At 72.3% G+C, this 16,377-nt stretch carries 15 protein-coding genes; 14 read left to right on the top strand and 1 reads right to left on the bottom strand.

Annotated elements, in window-relative coordinates:
• Positions 1–15 precede the first annotated feature (15 nt).
• From ftsW to ABWK59_RS09760, 9 genes are all read left to right on the top strand, one after another.
• Entirely contained in the window at positions 16–1,386 is a 1,371-nt protein-coding gene (ftsW, locus tag ABWK59_RS09800; RefSeq protein ID WP_420492915.1) for a putative lipid II flippase FtsW, read from the top strand.
• 6 nt (positions 1,387–1,392) lie between these two features.
• Complete coding sequence (gene murG, locus ABWK59_RS09795; protein WP_354639661.1) at positions 1,393–2,499, top strand: undecaprenyldiphospho-muramoylpentapeptide beta-N-acetylglucosaminyltransferase; 1,107 nt, start codon at positions 1,393–1,395, stop codon at positions 2,497–2,499.
• Positions 2,492–3,283 carry a cell division protein FtsQ/DivIB gene (locus ABWK59_RS09790; protein WP_354639659.1) on the top strand — a complete coding sequence of 264 codons (792 nt, stop codon included), beginning with the start codon at positions 2,492–2,494 and terminating at the stop codon, positions 3,281–3,283. Before murG ends, ABWK59_RS09790 begins: the two co-directional genes overlap by 8 nt.
• A gap of 333 nt (positions 3,284–3,616) precedes the next feature.
• The gene (ftsZ, locus tag ABWK59_RS09785) at positions 3,617–4,825 is read left to right on the top strand and encodes a cell division protein FtsZ (RefSeq protein ID WP_354639657.1); all 1,209 of its coding nucleotides are present in this window, start codon (positions 3,617–3,619) and stop codon (positions 4,823–4,825) included.
• Positions 4,826–4,835: 10 nt separating this feature from the next.
• Positions 4,836–5,570, top strand: a complete 735-nt coding sequence (pgeF, locus tag ABWK59_RS09780; protein WP_354639655.1) for a peptidoglycan editing factor PgeF — start codon at positions 4,836–4,838, stop codon at positions 5,568–5,570.
• Between the two features lie 74 nt (positions 5,571–5,644).
• Positions 5,645–6,379 (top strand): YggS family pyridoxal phosphate-dependent enzyme, encoded by a 735-nt coding sequence (locus ABWK59_RS09775; RefSeq protein ID WP_354644890.1) that lies wholly within the window; start codon positions 5,645–5,647, stop codon positions 6,377–6,379.
• Positions 6,380–6,591: 212 nt separating this feature from the next.
• Positions 6,592–7,203, top strand: a complete 612-nt coding sequence (locus tag ABWK59_RS09770) for a cell division protein SepF (protein WP_354639653.1) — start codon at positions 6,592–6,594, stop codon at positions 7,201–7,203.
• 81 nt (positions 7,204–7,284) lie between these two features.
• A complete protein-coding gene (locus tag ABWK59_RS09765) occupies positions 7,285–7,575 on the top strand; it encodes a YggT family protein (RefSeq protein WP_354639651.1) in 291 nt (96 codons plus the stop codon).
• A gap of 49 nt (positions 7,576–7,624) precedes the next feature.
• The gene (locus tag ABWK59_RS09760; RefSeq protein ID WP_354639649.1) at positions 7,625–8,944 is read left to right on the top strand and encodes a DivIVA domain-containing protein; all 1,320 of its coding nucleotides are present in this window, start codon (positions 7,625–7,627) and stop codon (positions 8,942–8,944) included.
• Positions 8,945–9,267: 323 nt separating this feature from the next.
• On the opposite strand, the gene ileS is transcribed toward ABWK59_RS09760, so the two are convergent.
• Positions 9,268–12,396: an isoleucine--tRNA ligase gene (gene ileS / locus ABWK59_RS09755; protein WP_354639647.1), complete on the bottom strand. Its 3,129-nt coding sequence runs from the start codon at positions 12,394–12,396 to the stop codon at positions 9,268–9,270.
• Between the two features lie 603 nt (positions 12,397–12,999).
• Here ileS and ABWK59_RS09750 point away from each other — a divergent pair.
• The 5 genes from ABWK59_RS09750 (at position 13,000) to ABWK59_RS09730 (ending at position 16,362) form a co-directional block, all read left to right on the top strand.
• Entirely contained in the window at positions 13,000–13,512 is a 513-nt protein-coding gene (locus ABWK59_RS09750) for a TraR/DksA family transcriptional regulator (protein WP_354639645.1), read from the top strand.
• A 114-nt stretch (positions 13,513–13,626) separates the two neighbouring features.
• Complete coding sequence (lspA, locus tag ABWK59_RS09745) at positions 13,627–14,307, top strand: signal peptidase II (RefSeq protein WP_354644889.1); 681 nt, start codon at positions 13,627–13,629, stop codon at positions 14,305–14,307.
• A gap of 116 nt (positions 14,308–14,423) precedes the next feature.
• Positions 14,424–15,362: an RluA family pseudouridine synthase gene (locus ABWK59_RS09740; RefSeq protein WP_354639643.1), complete on the top strand. Its 939-nt coding sequence runs from the start codon at positions 14,424–14,426 to the stop codon at positions 15,360–15,362.
• Positions 15,362–15,835 carry a GNAT family N-acetyltransferase gene (locus ABWK59_RS09735; protein ID WP_354639641.1) on the top strand — a complete coding sequence of 158 codons (474 nt, stop codon included), beginning with the start codon at positions 15,362–15,364 and terminating at the stop codon, positions 15,833–15,835. Before ABWK59_RS09740 ends, ABWK59_RS09735 begins: the two co-directional genes overlap by 1 nt.
• Before the next feature lie 185 nt (positions 15,836–16,020).
• A complete protein-coding gene (locus ABWK59_RS09730; RefSeq protein ID WP_354639640.1) occupies positions 16,021–16,362 on the top strand; it encodes a hypothetical protein in 342 nt (113 codons plus the stop codon).
• The last annotated feature ends 15 nt before the right edge of the window (positions 16,363–16,377 follow it).

The following is a 16,377-nucleotide window of genomic DNA, read 5'->3' as shown; positions in this document are numbered from 1 at the left end:
GGGTGCGGGAGGGGAATCGTGGCGGCTGACGGGAAGGCGGGGACGGCCGCCCCGCCCGAGCGCGGCTCGCGGCTGCAGCTGATCTCGGCGACCACCACCACCTTCAAGTCGGCCGGTCCCGTGGCCCGGCTGCGGGCCTTCCGGGAGCGCTTCGGCGAGGCCCTGGCCAAGCCGCTGACGCCGTACTACCTGATCGTGGGCTCGGCGCTGCTGCTGGTGGTGCTGGGCCTGGTGATGGTGTTCTCGGCCTCCCAGAACACCGCCCGGGACAACGGCCTGCCGATCGCCTTCTTCCTGCGCAAGCAGATGATCGCGATGCTGCTGGGCGCGGTGCTGGCGGTGGTGCTGGCCCGGCTGCCCCTCCGGCTGCACCGGGCGCTGGTGTACCCGCTGCTGCTCGGGGTGGTCGCGGGGCTGCTGCTGGTGGCCGTCCCCGGCATCGGGTACCAGGTCAACGGCAACCGGAACTGGATCAGCTTCGGCCTGTTCCAGGTCCAGCCCTCCGAGTTCGCCAAGCTCGCCCTGGTCTACTGGGGCGCCGACCTGTTGGCCCGCAAGCAGAAGGCGCGCACCCTGGACCAGTGGAAACACCTGCTGGTGCCGCTGGTGCCGGGCACCGTGCTGCTGATGCTGCTGATCATGCTGGGCGGCGACATGGGCACCACCATGGTGCTGGTCGCCATGCTCTTCGGCCTGCTCTGGATGGTCGGCGCCCCGCTCAGGCTGTTCGGCGCCACCCTCGGCATCGCCGTGGTCGCCTGCACCGCCCTGATCATCACCGTGCCGCACCGGCTCGACCGGCTCGCCTGCGTCGGGGTCACCCGGCCCGACCCGAACCTCAACTGCTTCCAGGCGCTGCACGGCCTCTACGCCTTCGCCGCCGGCGGTCCGTTCGGCTCCGGACTGGGCGCCGGCGTGGAGAAGTGGGGCCAGCTCCCGGAGGCGCACACCGACTTCATCTTCGCCGCCACCGGCGAGGAGCTCGGTCTGGTGGGGACGCTGTCGGTACTCGCCCTCTTCGCGGCACTAGGCTACGCGGGTATCCGTGTGGCCCTCGGTACCAAGGACCTCTTCGTCAGGTACGCCGCGGGAGCAGCCACCACGTGGATCATGGCCCAGGCCGTGGTCAACCTGGGGTCGGCGCTCGGACTCCTGCCCATCGCAGGCGTCCCGCTCCCGCTGTTCTCCTACGGCGGTTCCGCGATGCTGTCGGCCATGTGCGCCGTCGGAGTGCTGATCGGCTTCGCCCGCAGCTCCCCGGCGGCCAAGGCGGCCCTGGCCGCCCGGAGCCACAACTCCCGGCTCAGGCCCCGCCTGGCCCGGGTGCTGCCACGACGACGGACCACAGCGCGTACGGCCCCCCGGCCGCCGCGCAGGGAGCGGTGAATTTCGGTGCATGTCGTACTCGCCGGCGGCGGGACCGCCGGCCACATCGAGCCGGCCATGGCGCTCGCGGACGCCCTCCGCAGGCACGACCCGACCATCGGGATCACCGCCCTCGGCACCGAGCGCGGCCTGGAGACCCGGCTGGTGCCCGAGCGCGGGTACGAGCTGGCGCTGATCCCGGCCGTGCCGCTGCCCCGCAAGCCCACCCCGGAGCTGATCACCGTCCCCGGCCGCCTGCGCGGCACCGTCCGGGCCGCCCAGGAGATCATCGAGCGGGTCAAGGCCGACGTGGTGGTGGGCTTCGGCGGCTACGTCGCGATGCCCGCCTACCTGGCCGCCAAGCGGGCCGGGGTGCCGATCGTGGTGCACGAGGCCAACGCCCGCCCGGGCCTGGCCAACAAGATCGGCGCCCGGTACAGCGACTTCGTCGCCGTCTCCACCCCCGACTCCAAGCTGCGCGACTCCCGGTACATCGGCATCCCGCTGCGCCGGACCATCGCCACCCTGGACCGCAACGCGGTCCGCCCGGAGGCCCGGCAGTACTTCGGCCTCGACCAGCGGCTGCCCACCCTGCTGGTCTCCGGCGGCTCCCAGGGCGCCCGTCGGCTGAACGAGACCGTCCAGGCCATCGCCCCGCGCCTGCAGCAGTACGGCGTCCAGATCCTGCACGCGGTCGGCCCGAAGAACGAGCTGCCGCAGGTGGACGACATCCCGGGGATGCCGCCGTACCGCGCGGTGCCCTACCTGGACCGGATGGACCTGGCCTACGCGGCCGCCGACATGATGCTCTGCCGCGCCGGCGCGATGACGGTGGCCGAGCTGGCCGCGGTCGGGCTGCCGGCCGCGTTCGTGCCGCTGCCGATCGGCAACGGCGAGCAGCGGCTGAACGCCCAGCCGATGGTGAAGGCCGGCGGCGGCCTGCTGGTGGACGACGCCGAGCTCACCCCCGACTGGGTGCTGGCCAACGTGCTGCCGGTGCTCACCGACCCGGGCCGACTGTGGGACATGAGCCGCTCGGCAGCAGAGTTCGGCCGCCGGGACGCGGACGACCTGCTGGTGCGGATGGTCTACGAGGCCGTCGAGGCCGCCCGGGGTGGCCGCCGACGTGGCTGACGCGCCGCCCAGGGCCCGCACCCCGCGGGCGGAGGCGCCGGAGGACGAGGAGCTGGCGGACCACGCGCCCCGGCTCCGGCTCTCCCGCCGCGGGGTGGTGGTGCTCAGCACGTTCTGCGCCCTGGTCGTGCTGACGGGCGGCTGGCTGGTGTTCTTCTCCTCGGTCCTGGAGGTGCGCACGGTCGCCGTCCAGGGCCTGGAGAGCGGCCGGCTGAGCGAGGACGAGGTCCGGGCGGCGATCGGCGGCCTGCGGCACGGGCCGCTGGCCCGGGTGGACCTGGACGAGGCGGAGCGGCGGGTGGCGGCGGTGCCGCGGGTGGCCAGGGCCGAGGTCTGGCGGGGCTGGCCGCACACCCTTCGGGTGAAGGTGACCGAGCGGCAGCCGGTGGCCGCGGTGCGGACGGCCGAGGGCTCCTTCGTCCAGGTCGACGCCGGCGGGGTGGAGTTCGCGACCGAACCGCAGCCGCCCGCGGGCGTCCCGGTGGTCGACCTGGAACTCAGTCAGCAGGCGAACGAGGCGGCGTCGGTGATCGACCGTCCGGCCCTGGTCCGGGCCGCCATCTCGGTGGCCGCCAGCCTGCCGCCGGACGTGCGCAAACAGGCCGGTTCGCTCACGGTGCACTCCTACGACGACATCCGGCTGAAGCTCGCCGACGGGGCCGCGGTGCGCTGGGGGAGCGCGGAGCGGAGCGACCGGAAGGCCCGGGTGCTGACGGCACTGCTGGGGCGAAAGGCCGCCACATACGACGTAAGTGCCCCGGATGCCCCGGCGGTGTCGGGATGATCCGGTAAGTTCTCTGTGCAGGGGCGGTATTGACGGGGCCGAGGCTCCGGTCCGACCCTTGGTGGTCACCCCGGTTTCACCGGACGGGCGATGATCACATAGGCTCAAAAGAAAAACGGGAAGCTCGGCGTGTTCGTTGAACGCGCGCTGGTTGCGACCTACTGTCCTGTGTCACCAGGCTGTGTTCTGCAGCGATGTGACAGAGGTACAGCTATAACCCTAAAGCTCAAGTTTAGGGTTCGGGTTGGGGCCGCGGCTTCCCACCCATCGACATCCGTCGGCCTTCGCGATTCGGGGAGCCGACCCGGAAATTCGAGGCGAGAGGCCTTCGACGTGGCAGCACCCCAGAACTACCTCGCGGTCATCAAGGTCGTCGGAATCGGCGGCGGTGGTGTCAACGCCATCAACCGGATGATCGAGGTCGGGCTCAAGGGCGTCGAGTTCATCGCGATCAACACCGATGCGCAGGCCCTCCTGATGAGCGACGCCGACGTCAAGCTCGACGTCGGCCGCGAGCTCACCCGGGGCCTCGGCGCCGGGGCCAACCCCGAGGTCGGCCGGAAGGCCGCGGAGGACCACCGCGAGGAGATCGAGGAGGTCCTCAAGGGGGCCGACATGGTCTTCGTGACCGCCGGCGAGGGCGGCGGCACCGGCACCGGCGGCGCGCCCGTCGTGGCCAACATCGCCCGCTCGCTCGGCGCGCTGACCATCGGCGTGGTCACCCGCCCGTTCACCTTCGAGGGCCGCCGCCGCGCCAACCAGGCCGAGGACGGCATCGCCTCCCTGCGCGAGCAGGTCGACACCCTGATCGTCATCCCGAACGACCGGCTGCTGTCGATCAGCGACCGCCAGGTCAGCGTGCTGGACGCGTTCCGCTCGGCCGACCAGGTGCTGCTCTCCGGTGTCCAGGGCATCACCGACCTGATCACCACCCCCGGCCTGATCAACCTGGACTTCGCCGACGTCAAGTCCGTGATGTCGGACGCCGGCTCGGCGCTCATGGGCATCGGCTCCGCCCGCGGCGAGGACCGCGCCAAGGCGGCCGCCGTGATGGCCATCTCCTCGCCGCTGCTGGAGGCGTCCATTGACGGCGCCCGCGGCGTGCTGCTCTCCATCTCCGGCGGCTCCGACCTCGGCCTGTTCGAGATCAACGAGGCGGCCCAGCTGGTCAGCGAGGCGGCCCACCCCGAGGCCAACATCATCTTCGGTGCGGTGATCGACGACGCGCTCGGCGACGAGGTCCGGGTGACCGTGATCGCGGCCGGGTTCGACGGCGGCCAGCCGCCGGCCATCGTGCGCGAGCCGGTGGTGAAGTCCGCCGCCGCCACCGCGCCCGCGGCCCCGGAGCGCCCGGCCACCCGCCCCTCGTACGGGTCGATCGGCTCGGTGACCGCCCGCTCGGAGGAGGGCTCCCGCCCGGCCGAGACCTCGGCGCCGGCCACCACCGCGCCGGCCCCGGTGCCGCCGCAGGTGCAGCCGGTCCGCCAGCCGTACGTCGAGAGCCCGGCCGAGGAACTCGACGTACCGGATTTCCTCAAGTAGACATTCCCACGTGATCTCTCGTCTCAGCAGTAGCGGTGCTCATTTCGCCTTCACCAGCCGGTGGGGCGGGGTGAGCACCGCGCCGTACGGGGAGCTGAATCTCGGGGGCGCGGTCGGGGACGACCCGGCGGCCGTCCGGGAGAATCGTTCCCTCGCCGCCCGGGAACTCGGGCTCGACCCGGCGGACGTGGTCTGGATGAACCAGGTGCACGGGGCCGAGGTGCATGTGGTGACGGAACGGCAGCGCCCGGGGGAGGGCCCCACCGTGGACGCGGTGGTCACCGACCGCCCGCTCGCGCTGGCGGTGCTGACCGCGGACTGCACGCCGGTCCTGCTCGCCGACCCGGTGGCCGGGATCGTCGGCGCCGCGCACGCCGGCCGGCCCGGCCTCGCCGCCGGGGTGGTCCCCGCGGTGGTGCGGGCGATGACCGAGCTGGGCGCCTCGGTGGAGCGGATCACCGCGGCCACCGGCCCGGCGGTCTGCGGCCGGTGCTACGAAGTCCCCGCCGGACTCCGCGCCGAGGTCGCCGCCCTGGTGCCGGCCGCCCACGCCGAGACCTCCTGGGGCACGCCGGCGCTGGACGTGCCGGCGGGAGTCGCGGCCCAGCTGGCCGAGGCGGGCGTCACCGAGGTGGTGCGATCATCTGTCTGCACCCTTGAGTCGGACGACCACTACTCCTATCGCCGCGAGCAGCGGACCGGTCGGCTCGCGAGCTACGTCTGGTTGGGCTCTGAACTCTCATGACGAACGACATCTTCGGACCGTTCCCGGGCACCCCGGCCCGAGACGCGGTCGCCCTCGGCCGCTGGCTCGCCTCCCTGACGGACCGGCAGCGCGCCCGGTACGAGGAGCTCGGCGAGAACCTGGAGGTGGTCGAGCGCCGGATCGCCGACGCCTGCGCCGCCGCCGGCCGCGAGCGGTCCGAGGTGACCCTGATCGTGGTCACCAAGACCTACCCGGCCGAGGACAGCGCCCTGCTGGCCGGACTCGGCGTCACCGACGTCGCCGAGAACCGCGACCAGGACGCCGCCCCCAAGGCCGACCTCTGCGTCGACCTGCCGCTCACCTGGCACTTCGTCGGGCAGCTGCAGACCAACAAGGTCCGCTCGGTGCTCCGGTACGCCGACACCGTGCACTCGGTGGACCGCGACCGGCTGGTCGAGTCGCTCTCGGCGGCCGTGGTCCGCGACGGGCGGGCGCCGCTCGGCTGCCTGGTGCAGGTCGCGCTGGACAAGGAGCACGGCGAGGGCGGGCACCGGGCAGGGGTGGCCCCCGAGGACGTCCTCGCGCTGGCCGACAAGATCGCCGGGGCGCCCGGCCTGCGGCTGGACGGCGTGATGACGGTGGCCCCGCTGGCGGGCCCGCTGGCCGGCGATCCGGCGGCGTCCTTCGCGCGGCTGATGGAAATCGCAAGCGCCGTACGCGCGGTCCATCCGGCTGCCACGATGGTTTCGGCAGGGATGAGCGGCGATCTCGAGCAGGCGATCGCGGCCGGGGCGACACACGTGCGCATCGGAACGGCGGTACTCGGCGTGCGGTCACCGCTCCGGTAACGTCACCGGGTAAGTAGATCAGACTGCAGGACAAAATAGGACAGAACCTAGCAGCTTTCCCGGCTGCTGGCCAACCCAGTGGATCGCACCTCCGCGAACCGTCGCCTGACGTGCCGTCGGCTTGACGCCCCGTGAGGCGAGCGCGCGGAGCCCGCAGGCGTTTCAGACCCGGAGTCGGAGCCGATCCACCACAGCGCGGAGGAGACAGGAGCATGGCCGGCGCGATGCGCAAGATGGCGGTCTACCTCGGCCTCGTGGAGGACGAGACGTACGACGGCCAGGGGTACGACCCCGACGACGACTACGACAGCGACCCCGAGCCGATCAGGACCGGCCGGACGGAGGACCTCCGTCCGGCCGCGGCCGCGCCCGCCGCGACTCCCGCGCCGGTCGCCCAGATCGCACCCCAGCCGGTGCCGGCCGCCGTGCCGATCCGGCAGGAGGCCCCGCGGATGGCACCAGTGTCGTCCATCACATCCGACCGCCGCCAGAACCTGGAGAAGAGTGCCCCGGTGATCATGCCCAAGGTCGTGAACGAACGAGAGCCGTACCGCATCACCACCCTGCACCCTCGCACCTACAACGAGGCCCGAACCATTGGTGAGCAGTTCCGCGGCGGCACCCCTGTGATCATGAATTTGACCGAGATGGACGACACCGATGCGAAGCGGCTCGTAGACTTCGCCGCTGGACTCGTCTTCGGTCTGCACGGCAGTATCGAGCGCGTGACCCAGAAGGTGTTCCTGCTGTCTCCTGCTAACGTCGATGTCACGGCGGAGGACAAGGCTCGGATCGCCGAGGGTGGGTTCTTCAACCAGAGCTGACCCGGCCACGACTTTACGTGTGGATCGATCGACAGTGTGTGATGGACGGAAATCAGGCCGGGGGCCAGGGAGGAAGACGAGATGGGGATCGTCGGGGAGGTGCTCTACTGGGCACTGACCGTCTTCCTGCTGATCCTGCTCTTCCGACTGGTCATGGACTGGGTCTTCCAGTTCGCCCGTTCGTGGCGGCCCGGGAAGGCCATGGTCGTGGTGTTGGAGGCCACGTACACTGTCACGGATCCGCCGCTCAAGCTTCTTCGGCGATTCATCCCGCCGTTGCGTCTCGGGGGCGTGGCGCTCGACCTGTCCTTCTTCGTACTGATGATCATTGTGTATGTCCTGATCTCGCTCGTGCAGCGCCTGTCGTTCTGAGCGATGCGACAGGATGCCGGTGTGCCGACGATCACGTTGAGGTGAAGAGATGCCATTGACCCCCGAGGACGTTCGGAACAAGCAGTTCACGACCGTCCGGCTGCGCGAAGGCTATGACGAGGACGAGGTCGATGCCTTCCTCGACGAGGTCGAAGCCGAGCTGACCCGCCTGCTGCGCGAGAACGAGGACCTGCGGGCCAAGTTGGCCGCCGCGACGCGTGCCGCTGCGCAGAACCAGGCCAACATGCGCAAGGAGCCGCCGCAGGACGCGCGGCCCGGCGCTCCGGTGCCCGCGGCCATATCCGGCCCGCCGGTGCCCGGCCAGCAGCAGGGCCCCGGTCCGCAGATGGGTCAGCCCGGTGTGATGGGCCAGCCGCCGATGGGCAACCAGCCGCTCGGCCTGCCCTCCGGCGCCCCGCAGCTCCCGCCCGGCCCCGGTGGCCAGCAGCTCGCCCCGATGGGCCAGCCGCAGCAGATGGGCCAGACCATGGGCGGCCAGCAGCAGCTGGTGCAGCCGATGGGCGGCCAGATGCTGCAGCCGATGGGTGGCCCGATGGGTCAGCCCGGTCCGATGGGCCAGCCGCCGATGGGTCAGACCATGGGTGGCCAGCAGCAGCTCGCCCCGATGGGCGGCCCGATGCAGCAGCAGATGGGCGGCCCGCTCGGCGGTCCGATCCCCGGCCAGCAGCAGGCCCCCGGCGGCGACAGTGCCGCCCGCGTGCTCGCGCTCGCGCAGCAGACCGCCGACCAGGCGATCTCCGAGGCCCGTTCCGAGGCCAACAAGATCGTCGGCGAGGCCCGCAGCCGCGCCGAGGGCCTGGAGCGGGACGCCCGCTCCAAGGCCGACGCCCTGGAGCGGGACGCACAGGAGAAGCACCGCGTGGCCATGGGCTCCCTGGAGTCCGCCCGCGCGACGCTGGAGCGCAAGGTCGAGGACCTGCGGGCCTTCGAGCGCGAGTACCGGACCCGCCTGAAGTCGTACCTGGAGACCCAGCTGCGCCAGCTGGAGTCCCAGGCCGACGACTCGCTGGCCCCGCCGCGGCTCCCGGCCACCGCCTCGCTCCCGCCGGCTACCTCCTCGATCTCCTCGACGAGTGCCTCCTCGATGAGTTCGGCCTCCCCGAGCTTCGGCGGCCAGCCGTCCTTCGGTGGCAGCACCCCGTCGTTCGGCGGCCAGAACTCCTTCGGCGGCGGCAGCGGTGCCCCGAGCTTCGGCGGCCCGTCGGCGAACGGGACCGGCGCCGCGGCGATGGCCCCGGCCGGGATGACGCAGCCGATGGCGGCGGTCCGTCCGCAGCCTCCGCAGCCGATGCAGCAGGCTCCCGCCCCGATGCGCGGCTTCCTCATCGACGAGGACGGCGACAACTAAGCAGGACCATCGAGGGCGCCCCCACTGTGAGATGACTCACGGCGGGGGCGCCCTCGTTTTTTCGTGACCTTCTTACGGCGGGAGCCCGTCAGGGGCTGGGGGGTCCCGTGCGGCGCGAGCCCGTCAGGGGCTCGGGGAACTGCGAGGCCGACCGCGGATGTGGTGATCCTCGCGGGGTGGGCCGATCACGGGGGTGCGAGGCGAGGCTCCAGGGCCCGCGTGGGTGGGAGGGGCCGGCTGTGCGGCAGGGGCGCGGGGCTGGCTGCCGGCCTGGGTGGCCGGTGGCGCAGGGGCCCGCGCCCCTGTGGGGGCGGTTTGGCGGGTCAGGCCTTGCGGAGCTGGAAGGCGAGGCCGAGGGTCTCGTCGGTGAAGTTCTCGGACTCCCAGTCGGCGGCGCCGGCGGCGAAGTCGGTGGCGAGGACCTCGTCGGCGACCAGCTGGCCGTGTTCGGCGATGGCCTCGGCGGTCTCCTCGTTGGCGGCCCGCCAACGCAGCACGATCCGGTCGGCGACGTCCAGGCCGGAGTTCTTCCGGGCCTCCTGGATCTGGCGGATGGCGTCGCGGGCGACGCCGAGCCGCTTGAGCTCCGGGGTGATGGCCAGGTCGAGGGCGACGGTGGCGCCGGACTCGTTGGCGACGGCCCAGCCCTCGCGCGGGGTCTCGGTGATGATCACCTCGTCCGGCGACAGCTCGACCCGCTCGCCGTTCAGCTCGACCCCGGTGGTGCCGGAGGCCCGCAGCTCGGCGGCGAGGACGGCGGCGTCCGCCGCGGCGACCGCCTTGGCGACGTCCTGGACGCCCTTGCCGAACCGCTTGCCCAGCGCACGGAAGTTGGCCTTGGCGGAGGTGTCGACGAGCGAGGCGCCGACGCCGGCCAGCGACTCCAGGGTGGAGACGTTGAGCTCCTCGGCGATCTGCGCGCGCAGGTCCGCGGGCAGGTCGTCCCAGCCCTGGGCGGCGATCAGCGCCCGGGACAGCGGCTGACGGGTCTTCACCCCGGACTCGGCGCGGGTGGAGCGGCCGAGCTCGACCAGCCGGCGGACCAGCGCCATGTTCCGGGACAGCTCGGCGTCGACCAGGCTCTCGTCCGCGACCGGCCAGGAGGCCAGGTGGACGGAGAGCGGCGCGTCCGGGACGACCGGGACGACCAGGTCCTGCCAGACCCGCTCGGTGATGAACGGGGTCAGCGGGGCCATCAGCCGGGTCACCGTCTCCAGCGCCTCGTGCAGGGTGGCCAGCGCGGCGGCGTCGCCCTGCCAGAAGCGGCGGCGGCCGCGGCGGACGTACCAGTTGGAGAGGTCGTCGACGAAGGCGGACAGCAGCTTGCCGGCCCGCTGGGTGTCGTACGCCTCCAGGGCCGCGTCCACCTCGCGGACCAGGGTGTTCAGCTCGGAGAGCACCCAGCGGTCCAGCTGCGGGCGCATCGCCGGCGCCGGGTCGGCCGCGGAGGGCGCCCAGCCGGCGGTGCGGGCGTACAGGGCCTGGAAGGCGACGGTGTTCCAGAAGGTCAGCAGGGTCTTGCGGACCACCTCCTGGATGGTGCCGTGGCCGACCCGGCGGGCCGACCAGGGCGAGCCGCCGGCGGCCATGAACCAGCGGACCGCGTCGGCGCCGTGCTGGTCCATCAGCGGGATCGGCTGCAGGATGTTGCCCAGGTGCTTGGACATCTTGCGGCCGTCCTCGGCCAGGATGTGGCCCAGGCAGACGACGTTCTCGTAGCTGGACTTGTCGAACACCAGGGTGCCGACCGCCATCAGCGTGTAGAACCAGCCGCGGGTCTGGTCGATCGCCTCGGAGATGAACTGCGCCGGGTAGCGCTTCTCGAACAGCTCCTTGTTCTGGTACGGGTAGCCGTACTGGGCGAAGGGCATCGAGCCCGAGTCGTACCAGGCGTCGATCACCTCGGGCACGCGCACGGCGGTGCCGGAGCAGCTGCGGCAGGGGAAGGTGACGTCGTCGATGTACGGGCGGTGCGGGTCCAGCCCGGACTGGTCGGTGCCGGTCAGCTCGGAGAGCTCGGCCAGCGAGCCGACGCAGGTGAGGTGGCCCTCCTCGCAGCGCCAGATCGGCAGGGGGGTGCCCCAGTAGCGGTTGCGGCTGAGCGCCCAGTCGATGTTGTTGTTCAGCCAGTCGCCGAAGCGGCCGTGCTTGACGTTCTCGGGGAACCAGTTGGTGTTCTCGTTCTCCCGGATCAGGGCGTCCTTGACCGCGGTGGTGCGGATGTACCAGGACGGCTGCGCGTAGTAGAGCAGCGCGGTGTGGCAGCGCCAGCAGTGCGGGTAGCTGTGCTCGTACGGGAGGTGACGGAACAGCAGGTCGCGGGCCTGGAGGTCCTTGACCAGGGCCTCGTCGGCCTTCTTGAAGAACTGGCCGCCGACCAGCGGGACCTCGGGGGCGAAGGTGCCGTCGGCGAGCACCGGGTTGACCACCGGCAGGCCGTACCGGCGGCAGGTGGCGAGGTCGTCGGCGCCGAAGGCGGGCGACTGGTGGACGATGCCGGTGCCGTCCTCGGTGGTGACGTAGTCGGCGTTGAGGACGTAGTGCGCGTTCTCGATCTCGACCAGGTCGAACGGGCGGCGGTACGCCCAGCGCTCCATCTCGGCGCCGGTGAAGGACTGCCCGGTGGGCTCCCAGCCCTCGCCGAGGGCCTTGCCGACCAGCGGCTCGGCGACCACCAGCTGCTCGGTGCCGTCGGTGGCCACCACGTAGGTGACCTCCGGGTGCACGGCGGCGGCGGTGTTGGAGACCAGGGTCCACGGGGTGGTCGTCCACACCAGCAGCGCGGCCTCGCCGGCCAGCGGGCCGCCGGTCAGCGGGAAGCGGACGAACACCGAGGGGTCGACCACGGTCTCGTAGCCCTGGGCCAGCTCGTGGTCGGACAGGCCGGTGCCGCAGCGCGGGCACCAGGGGGCGACCCGGTGGTCCTGGACCAGCAGGCCCTTGTCGAAGATCTGCTTCAGCGACCACCAGACCGACTCGATGTAGGACGGGTCCATGGTCCGGTACGCCTCGTCGAGGTCGACCCAGTAGCCCATCCGCTCGGTGAGCTTGGCGAACTCGTCGGTGTGCCGGGTCACCGAGTCGCGGCACTTGGCGTTGAACTCGGCGATGCCGAACGCCTCGATGTCCTGCTTGCCGGAGAAGCCCAGCTCCTTCTCCACGGCCAGCTCGACCGGGAGGCCGTGGCAGTCCCAGCCGGCCTTGCGGGCGACGTGGTAGCCCTTCATGGTCCGGAAGCGCGGGAAGACGTCCTTGAAGACGCGGGCCTCGATGTGGTGGGCGCCGGGCATGCCGTTGGCCGTGGGCGGGCCCTCGTAGAAGACCCACTCCGGGCGGCCCTCGGACTGCTGCAGGCTGCGCTGGAAGACCTTGTTGTCCTGCCAGAAACTCAGGATCTGGTGTTCGAGGGCAGGCAGGTCGACCTGCGCGGGGACGGGGTTGTAGGTGCTCATCGCGGGCGTCTACCTCCGGCGGATGCGTGGGCTGGATCCTCCGGAGGGACGAGACGGCATGCCGTCCCGCGGTACCACCCTCCTTGACCGCGGATGGTGCTCGCGGCCCTCTTGTTTCGTTGTGCTGCCGGTTCTACTGGGCCCGGGGACACCGCCCCCGCGGCTGTTCTTCCGGCGGCTCGGGGTGATCTTCCCGCCGCGCACACCCCCGGGCTCGCACCGTCCCCGGGTCGCTGCTGGCTGCGTACGTCGGTACTCGTCCCGTCTGCGCCTTGCAGGCCCAGTGTATCGGCCCCGGCAAGCGGGATTCGCGCGCCGGGCGGTTCCATCCCGGGGTCCGCGGGTGGTTATCCGATGACGATCTGGGCACAACCTGGGCAGCGTTCTTGCACGGGCGGCTGCCCGGGTGGGATCAATGCTGCGAATCGGTATGTCCCGTTGTGACCGGATTCGATGGGGATTATCGTTCCGGCACTGGAGATCGTCGGGAACCGGCGGTTCGAATCATTCGTAAATGAGGTCGAAGCCATGGCTGACAAGGCAACAGGGACCGCGACCAAGAGGTCGCGCACGGCCGTGGCGGGAGACTCAGGGGAGGGGACCGTGAGCACTACACGGCGTAAGACCAGCACCAGCACCGGCCACACCGCGGCGACCAGCCGCTCCCACGCGCCCGCGGGCACGGGTGCCCGGGCCGCCGGCGGCGCCGAGTCGGTCGACCCGGCCGAGCTGCCGGTCCGGCCCGGCGAGGAGCCCTGGACGGCGGCCGAGGTGGCCGAGCTGCACGACGAGCTCAACACCGACCTGGAGCGGCTGCGCGCCGAGATCGAGGCCTCCGAGGCGGCGATCACCGGTCTGATGCGCGACTCCAACGACGGCGCGGGGGACGACCAGGTCGACGCCGGGACCAAGAACATCAACCGGGAGAGCGAGCTCTCCCTGGCCAACAACGCCCGCGACAGCCTGGCCCAGACCGAGCGCGCGCTGGCCCGGCTGGAGGGCGTCGGCTTCGGCCTCTGCGAGTCCTGCGGACAGGCGGTCGGCAAGGCCCGGCTGCAGGCCTTCCCGCGGGCCACGCTCTGCGTGACCTGCAAGGCGAAGCAGGAGCGCCGGTAGGCCCCGGCCCTTCCCGTCGCCGAGGTCACGGGGCCGGTGGTTGCCGTACCCTCGTCCCCGTAACGTCGGCACTCCCCCAGCCTCCGGCCGGGGGGCCCATCGGCAGCGGAGCGGATCATCAGCACTCCAGGTTCCCCCCAGACGCAGGACGACGCCGTCCCCACCGCCCGGGCGCCGCACGAGCCGGAGCCCGCGCGGGAGCGGACCGCGCACCCGGACGGCCCGTCCGGCGCGGACGGGGCCTCGGTGCCCGCCCGCGGCGGGGCCACCGCGGCCGAGGGCGCCCGCTCCCGGATCCGGCGCCGCCGGATCGGCGTGCTGCTCGGCGTCGCGCTGCTCGCGTACGTGATCGACCTGGCCTCCAAGCTGCTGGTGGTGGCCAGGCTGGAGGGCCGCTCGCCGATCCGGGTGATCGGGGACGTGATGACCTTCCAGGTGATCCGCAACCCGGGGGCCGCCTTCGGCATGGGCCAGGCGATGACCGTGGTGTTCACCGCGATCGCGGCCGCCGTCATCGTGGTGATCTGGCGGATCGCCCGCAAGCTGTACAGCCTGCCCTGGGCGATCGCGCTCGGCCTGCTGCTCGGCGGTGCCCTCGGCAACCTCACCGACCGGCTGTTCCGCTCGCCCGGGGTGTTCCGCGGGCACGTGGTGGACTTCATCTCGGTGCAGCACTTCGCGGTGTTCAACCTGGCCGACTCGGCGATCGTCTGCGGCGGCATCCTGGTGGTGCTGCTCTCCTTCCGCGGCTCCAACCCGGACGGCTCCACCCACCACACCGCCAAGGGCGAGTAGCCGCGGGGCCGGCGGCGGCCCGGACGGCGACGGGCGACCGGCGACGACCGGCGACGGGGTGAGCGGCGGGTGACCGGCGGCGAGGGCCCGCCGGGCCGTCCGGCATACTCGTACGGGTGAGTACCGCAGCGCAGACCCGCAGCCTCCCCGTACCCGACGGCCTGGAGGGCGAGCGACTCGACGCCGCCCTGGCCCGGATGTTCGGCTTCTCCCGGACGAAGGCCGCCGAGCTGGCCGCCGAGGGCAAGGTGACGCTGGACGGCAGCGTGGCCGGGAAGTCCGACCGGGTCACCGCCGGTGCCTGGCTGGAGGTCGAGATCCCGTCGCCCGTGGCGCCCGTCCAGGTCGTCGCCGAGCACGTCGAGGGCATGCGGATCATCCACGACGACGAGGACATCGTGGTCATCGACAAGCCGGTCGGCGTCGCCGCCCACCCCAGCCCCGGCTGGACCGGCCCGACCGTGATCGGCGGCCTCGCCGCCGCCGGGTACCGGATCTCCACCTCCGGCGCCGCCGAGCGCCAGGGCGTGGTCCACCGCCTGGACGTCGGCACCTCCGGGATCATGGTGGTCGCCAAGTCCGAGCGCGCCTACTCCGACCTCAAGCGCCAGTTCCACGACCGGGTCACCGAGAAGCGGTACAACGCCCTCGTCCAGGGCCACCCGGACCCGCTGTCCGGCACCGTGGACGCCCCGATCGGCCGGCACCCCAGCTCCGACTGGAAGTGGGCGGTCACCCGGGACGGCAAGCCGTCGGTCACCCACTACGACCTGATCGAGGCCTACCGGGCCGCCTCGCTGCTCGACATCAAGCTGGAGACCGGCCGCACCCACCAGATCCGGGTGCACATGTCCGCGCTGCGGCACCCCTGCGTCGGCGACCTCACCTACGGCGCCGACCCCACGCTGGCCAAGCGCCTCGGCCTCACCCGGCAGTGGCTGCACGCCGTCGCCCTCGCCTTCGAGCACCCCTCCGACGGCCGCTGGGTGCAGTTCGAGAGCGAGTACCCGGCGGACCTGCGCAAGGCCCTCGACGTGATCTCGGCCGAGAGCTGATGACCGGGGCCGACGCCCGCGCGGACATCCGGGTGGCCGTCACCGAGGCCGACCTGGAGCTGGTCCGGGCCGTCCGGCGGGAGGTCTTCGTCGAGGAACAGAACGTCCCCGAGGAGCTGGAGTACGACGCGTACGACGCCACCTCGGTGCACCTGCTCGCCCTCGCCGGGGACGGCAGCCCGCTGGGCACCGGGCGGCTGATCTTCGGCGCCGAGGCGCTGGAGCTCACCGGCGTGGAGGGGCGGGTGCTGCTCGGACGGCTCGCCGTGGTGGCCGCCGCCCGGGGCACCGGGCTGGGGGCCGCCCTGGTCCGGGCGATCGAGCAGGCCGGGTGGGAGCGGGGCGCCGTGGAGCTGGAGCTGCACGCGCAGGTGCAGGCGCTCGGGTTCTACGAACGGCTCGGGTACACCGCCGAGGGGGCGGTGTACGAGGACGCGGGGATCCCGCACCGGACGATGACGCGGGTGCTGTAGGGCCGCCGCGCCGCTGCGGGGTGCCGCCGGAGGGGCCCCCGGCCGACGGTGTGTCAAGCGGCCTGTGGGGGCCGGTCCGGGGCGGGAGTGACCGGCCCGGCGCCGGCGTGTTTGAATCGGAGCTCGACGGGCCGGGCGGCCCGTCCGCGCCGAAGTCGTGCGCGAGGACCCGGGGGAGCGGACACATGGGCGTTGATCGGGAGATCGAGGACGACGAACTGCTGGACGTCGCCGACAACCCGGCGCAGGCGGCCTCGCTGCACAAGGCGCTGCGGGTGCTGGCCGCCAACCCGTCGGTGGGGCGGGAGCTCCAGGAGATGGCCAAGGACGTGCTCGGCGGCCGGGTCGGCATGAAGGAGCTGATCGAGTCGGACCGGTTCCTCGGCGCGATCGGCGGGCGGCTGTCCGAGATGCGCGACGCCGCCGAGCACCTCTCGCCCGCGGAGCGCGAGGCCTCCGAGGCGCGCGCCCGCAAGATGATCGAGGAGCGCGAGGAGGAAGAGGAGCGCGAGAAGCGTCGCGGTTAGGCGTGCTCCCCGCCC

Origin of the sequence: Kitasatospora sp. HUAS MG31, assembly GCF_040571325.1 — a bacterium.
GTDB lineage: Bacteria > Actinomycetota > Actinomycetes > Streptomycetales > Streptomycetaceae > Kitasatospora > Kitasatospora camelliae.
Note: the sequence above shows the minus strand (reverse complement) of the source record. Positions and strands in the feature narration are given on the sequence as shown.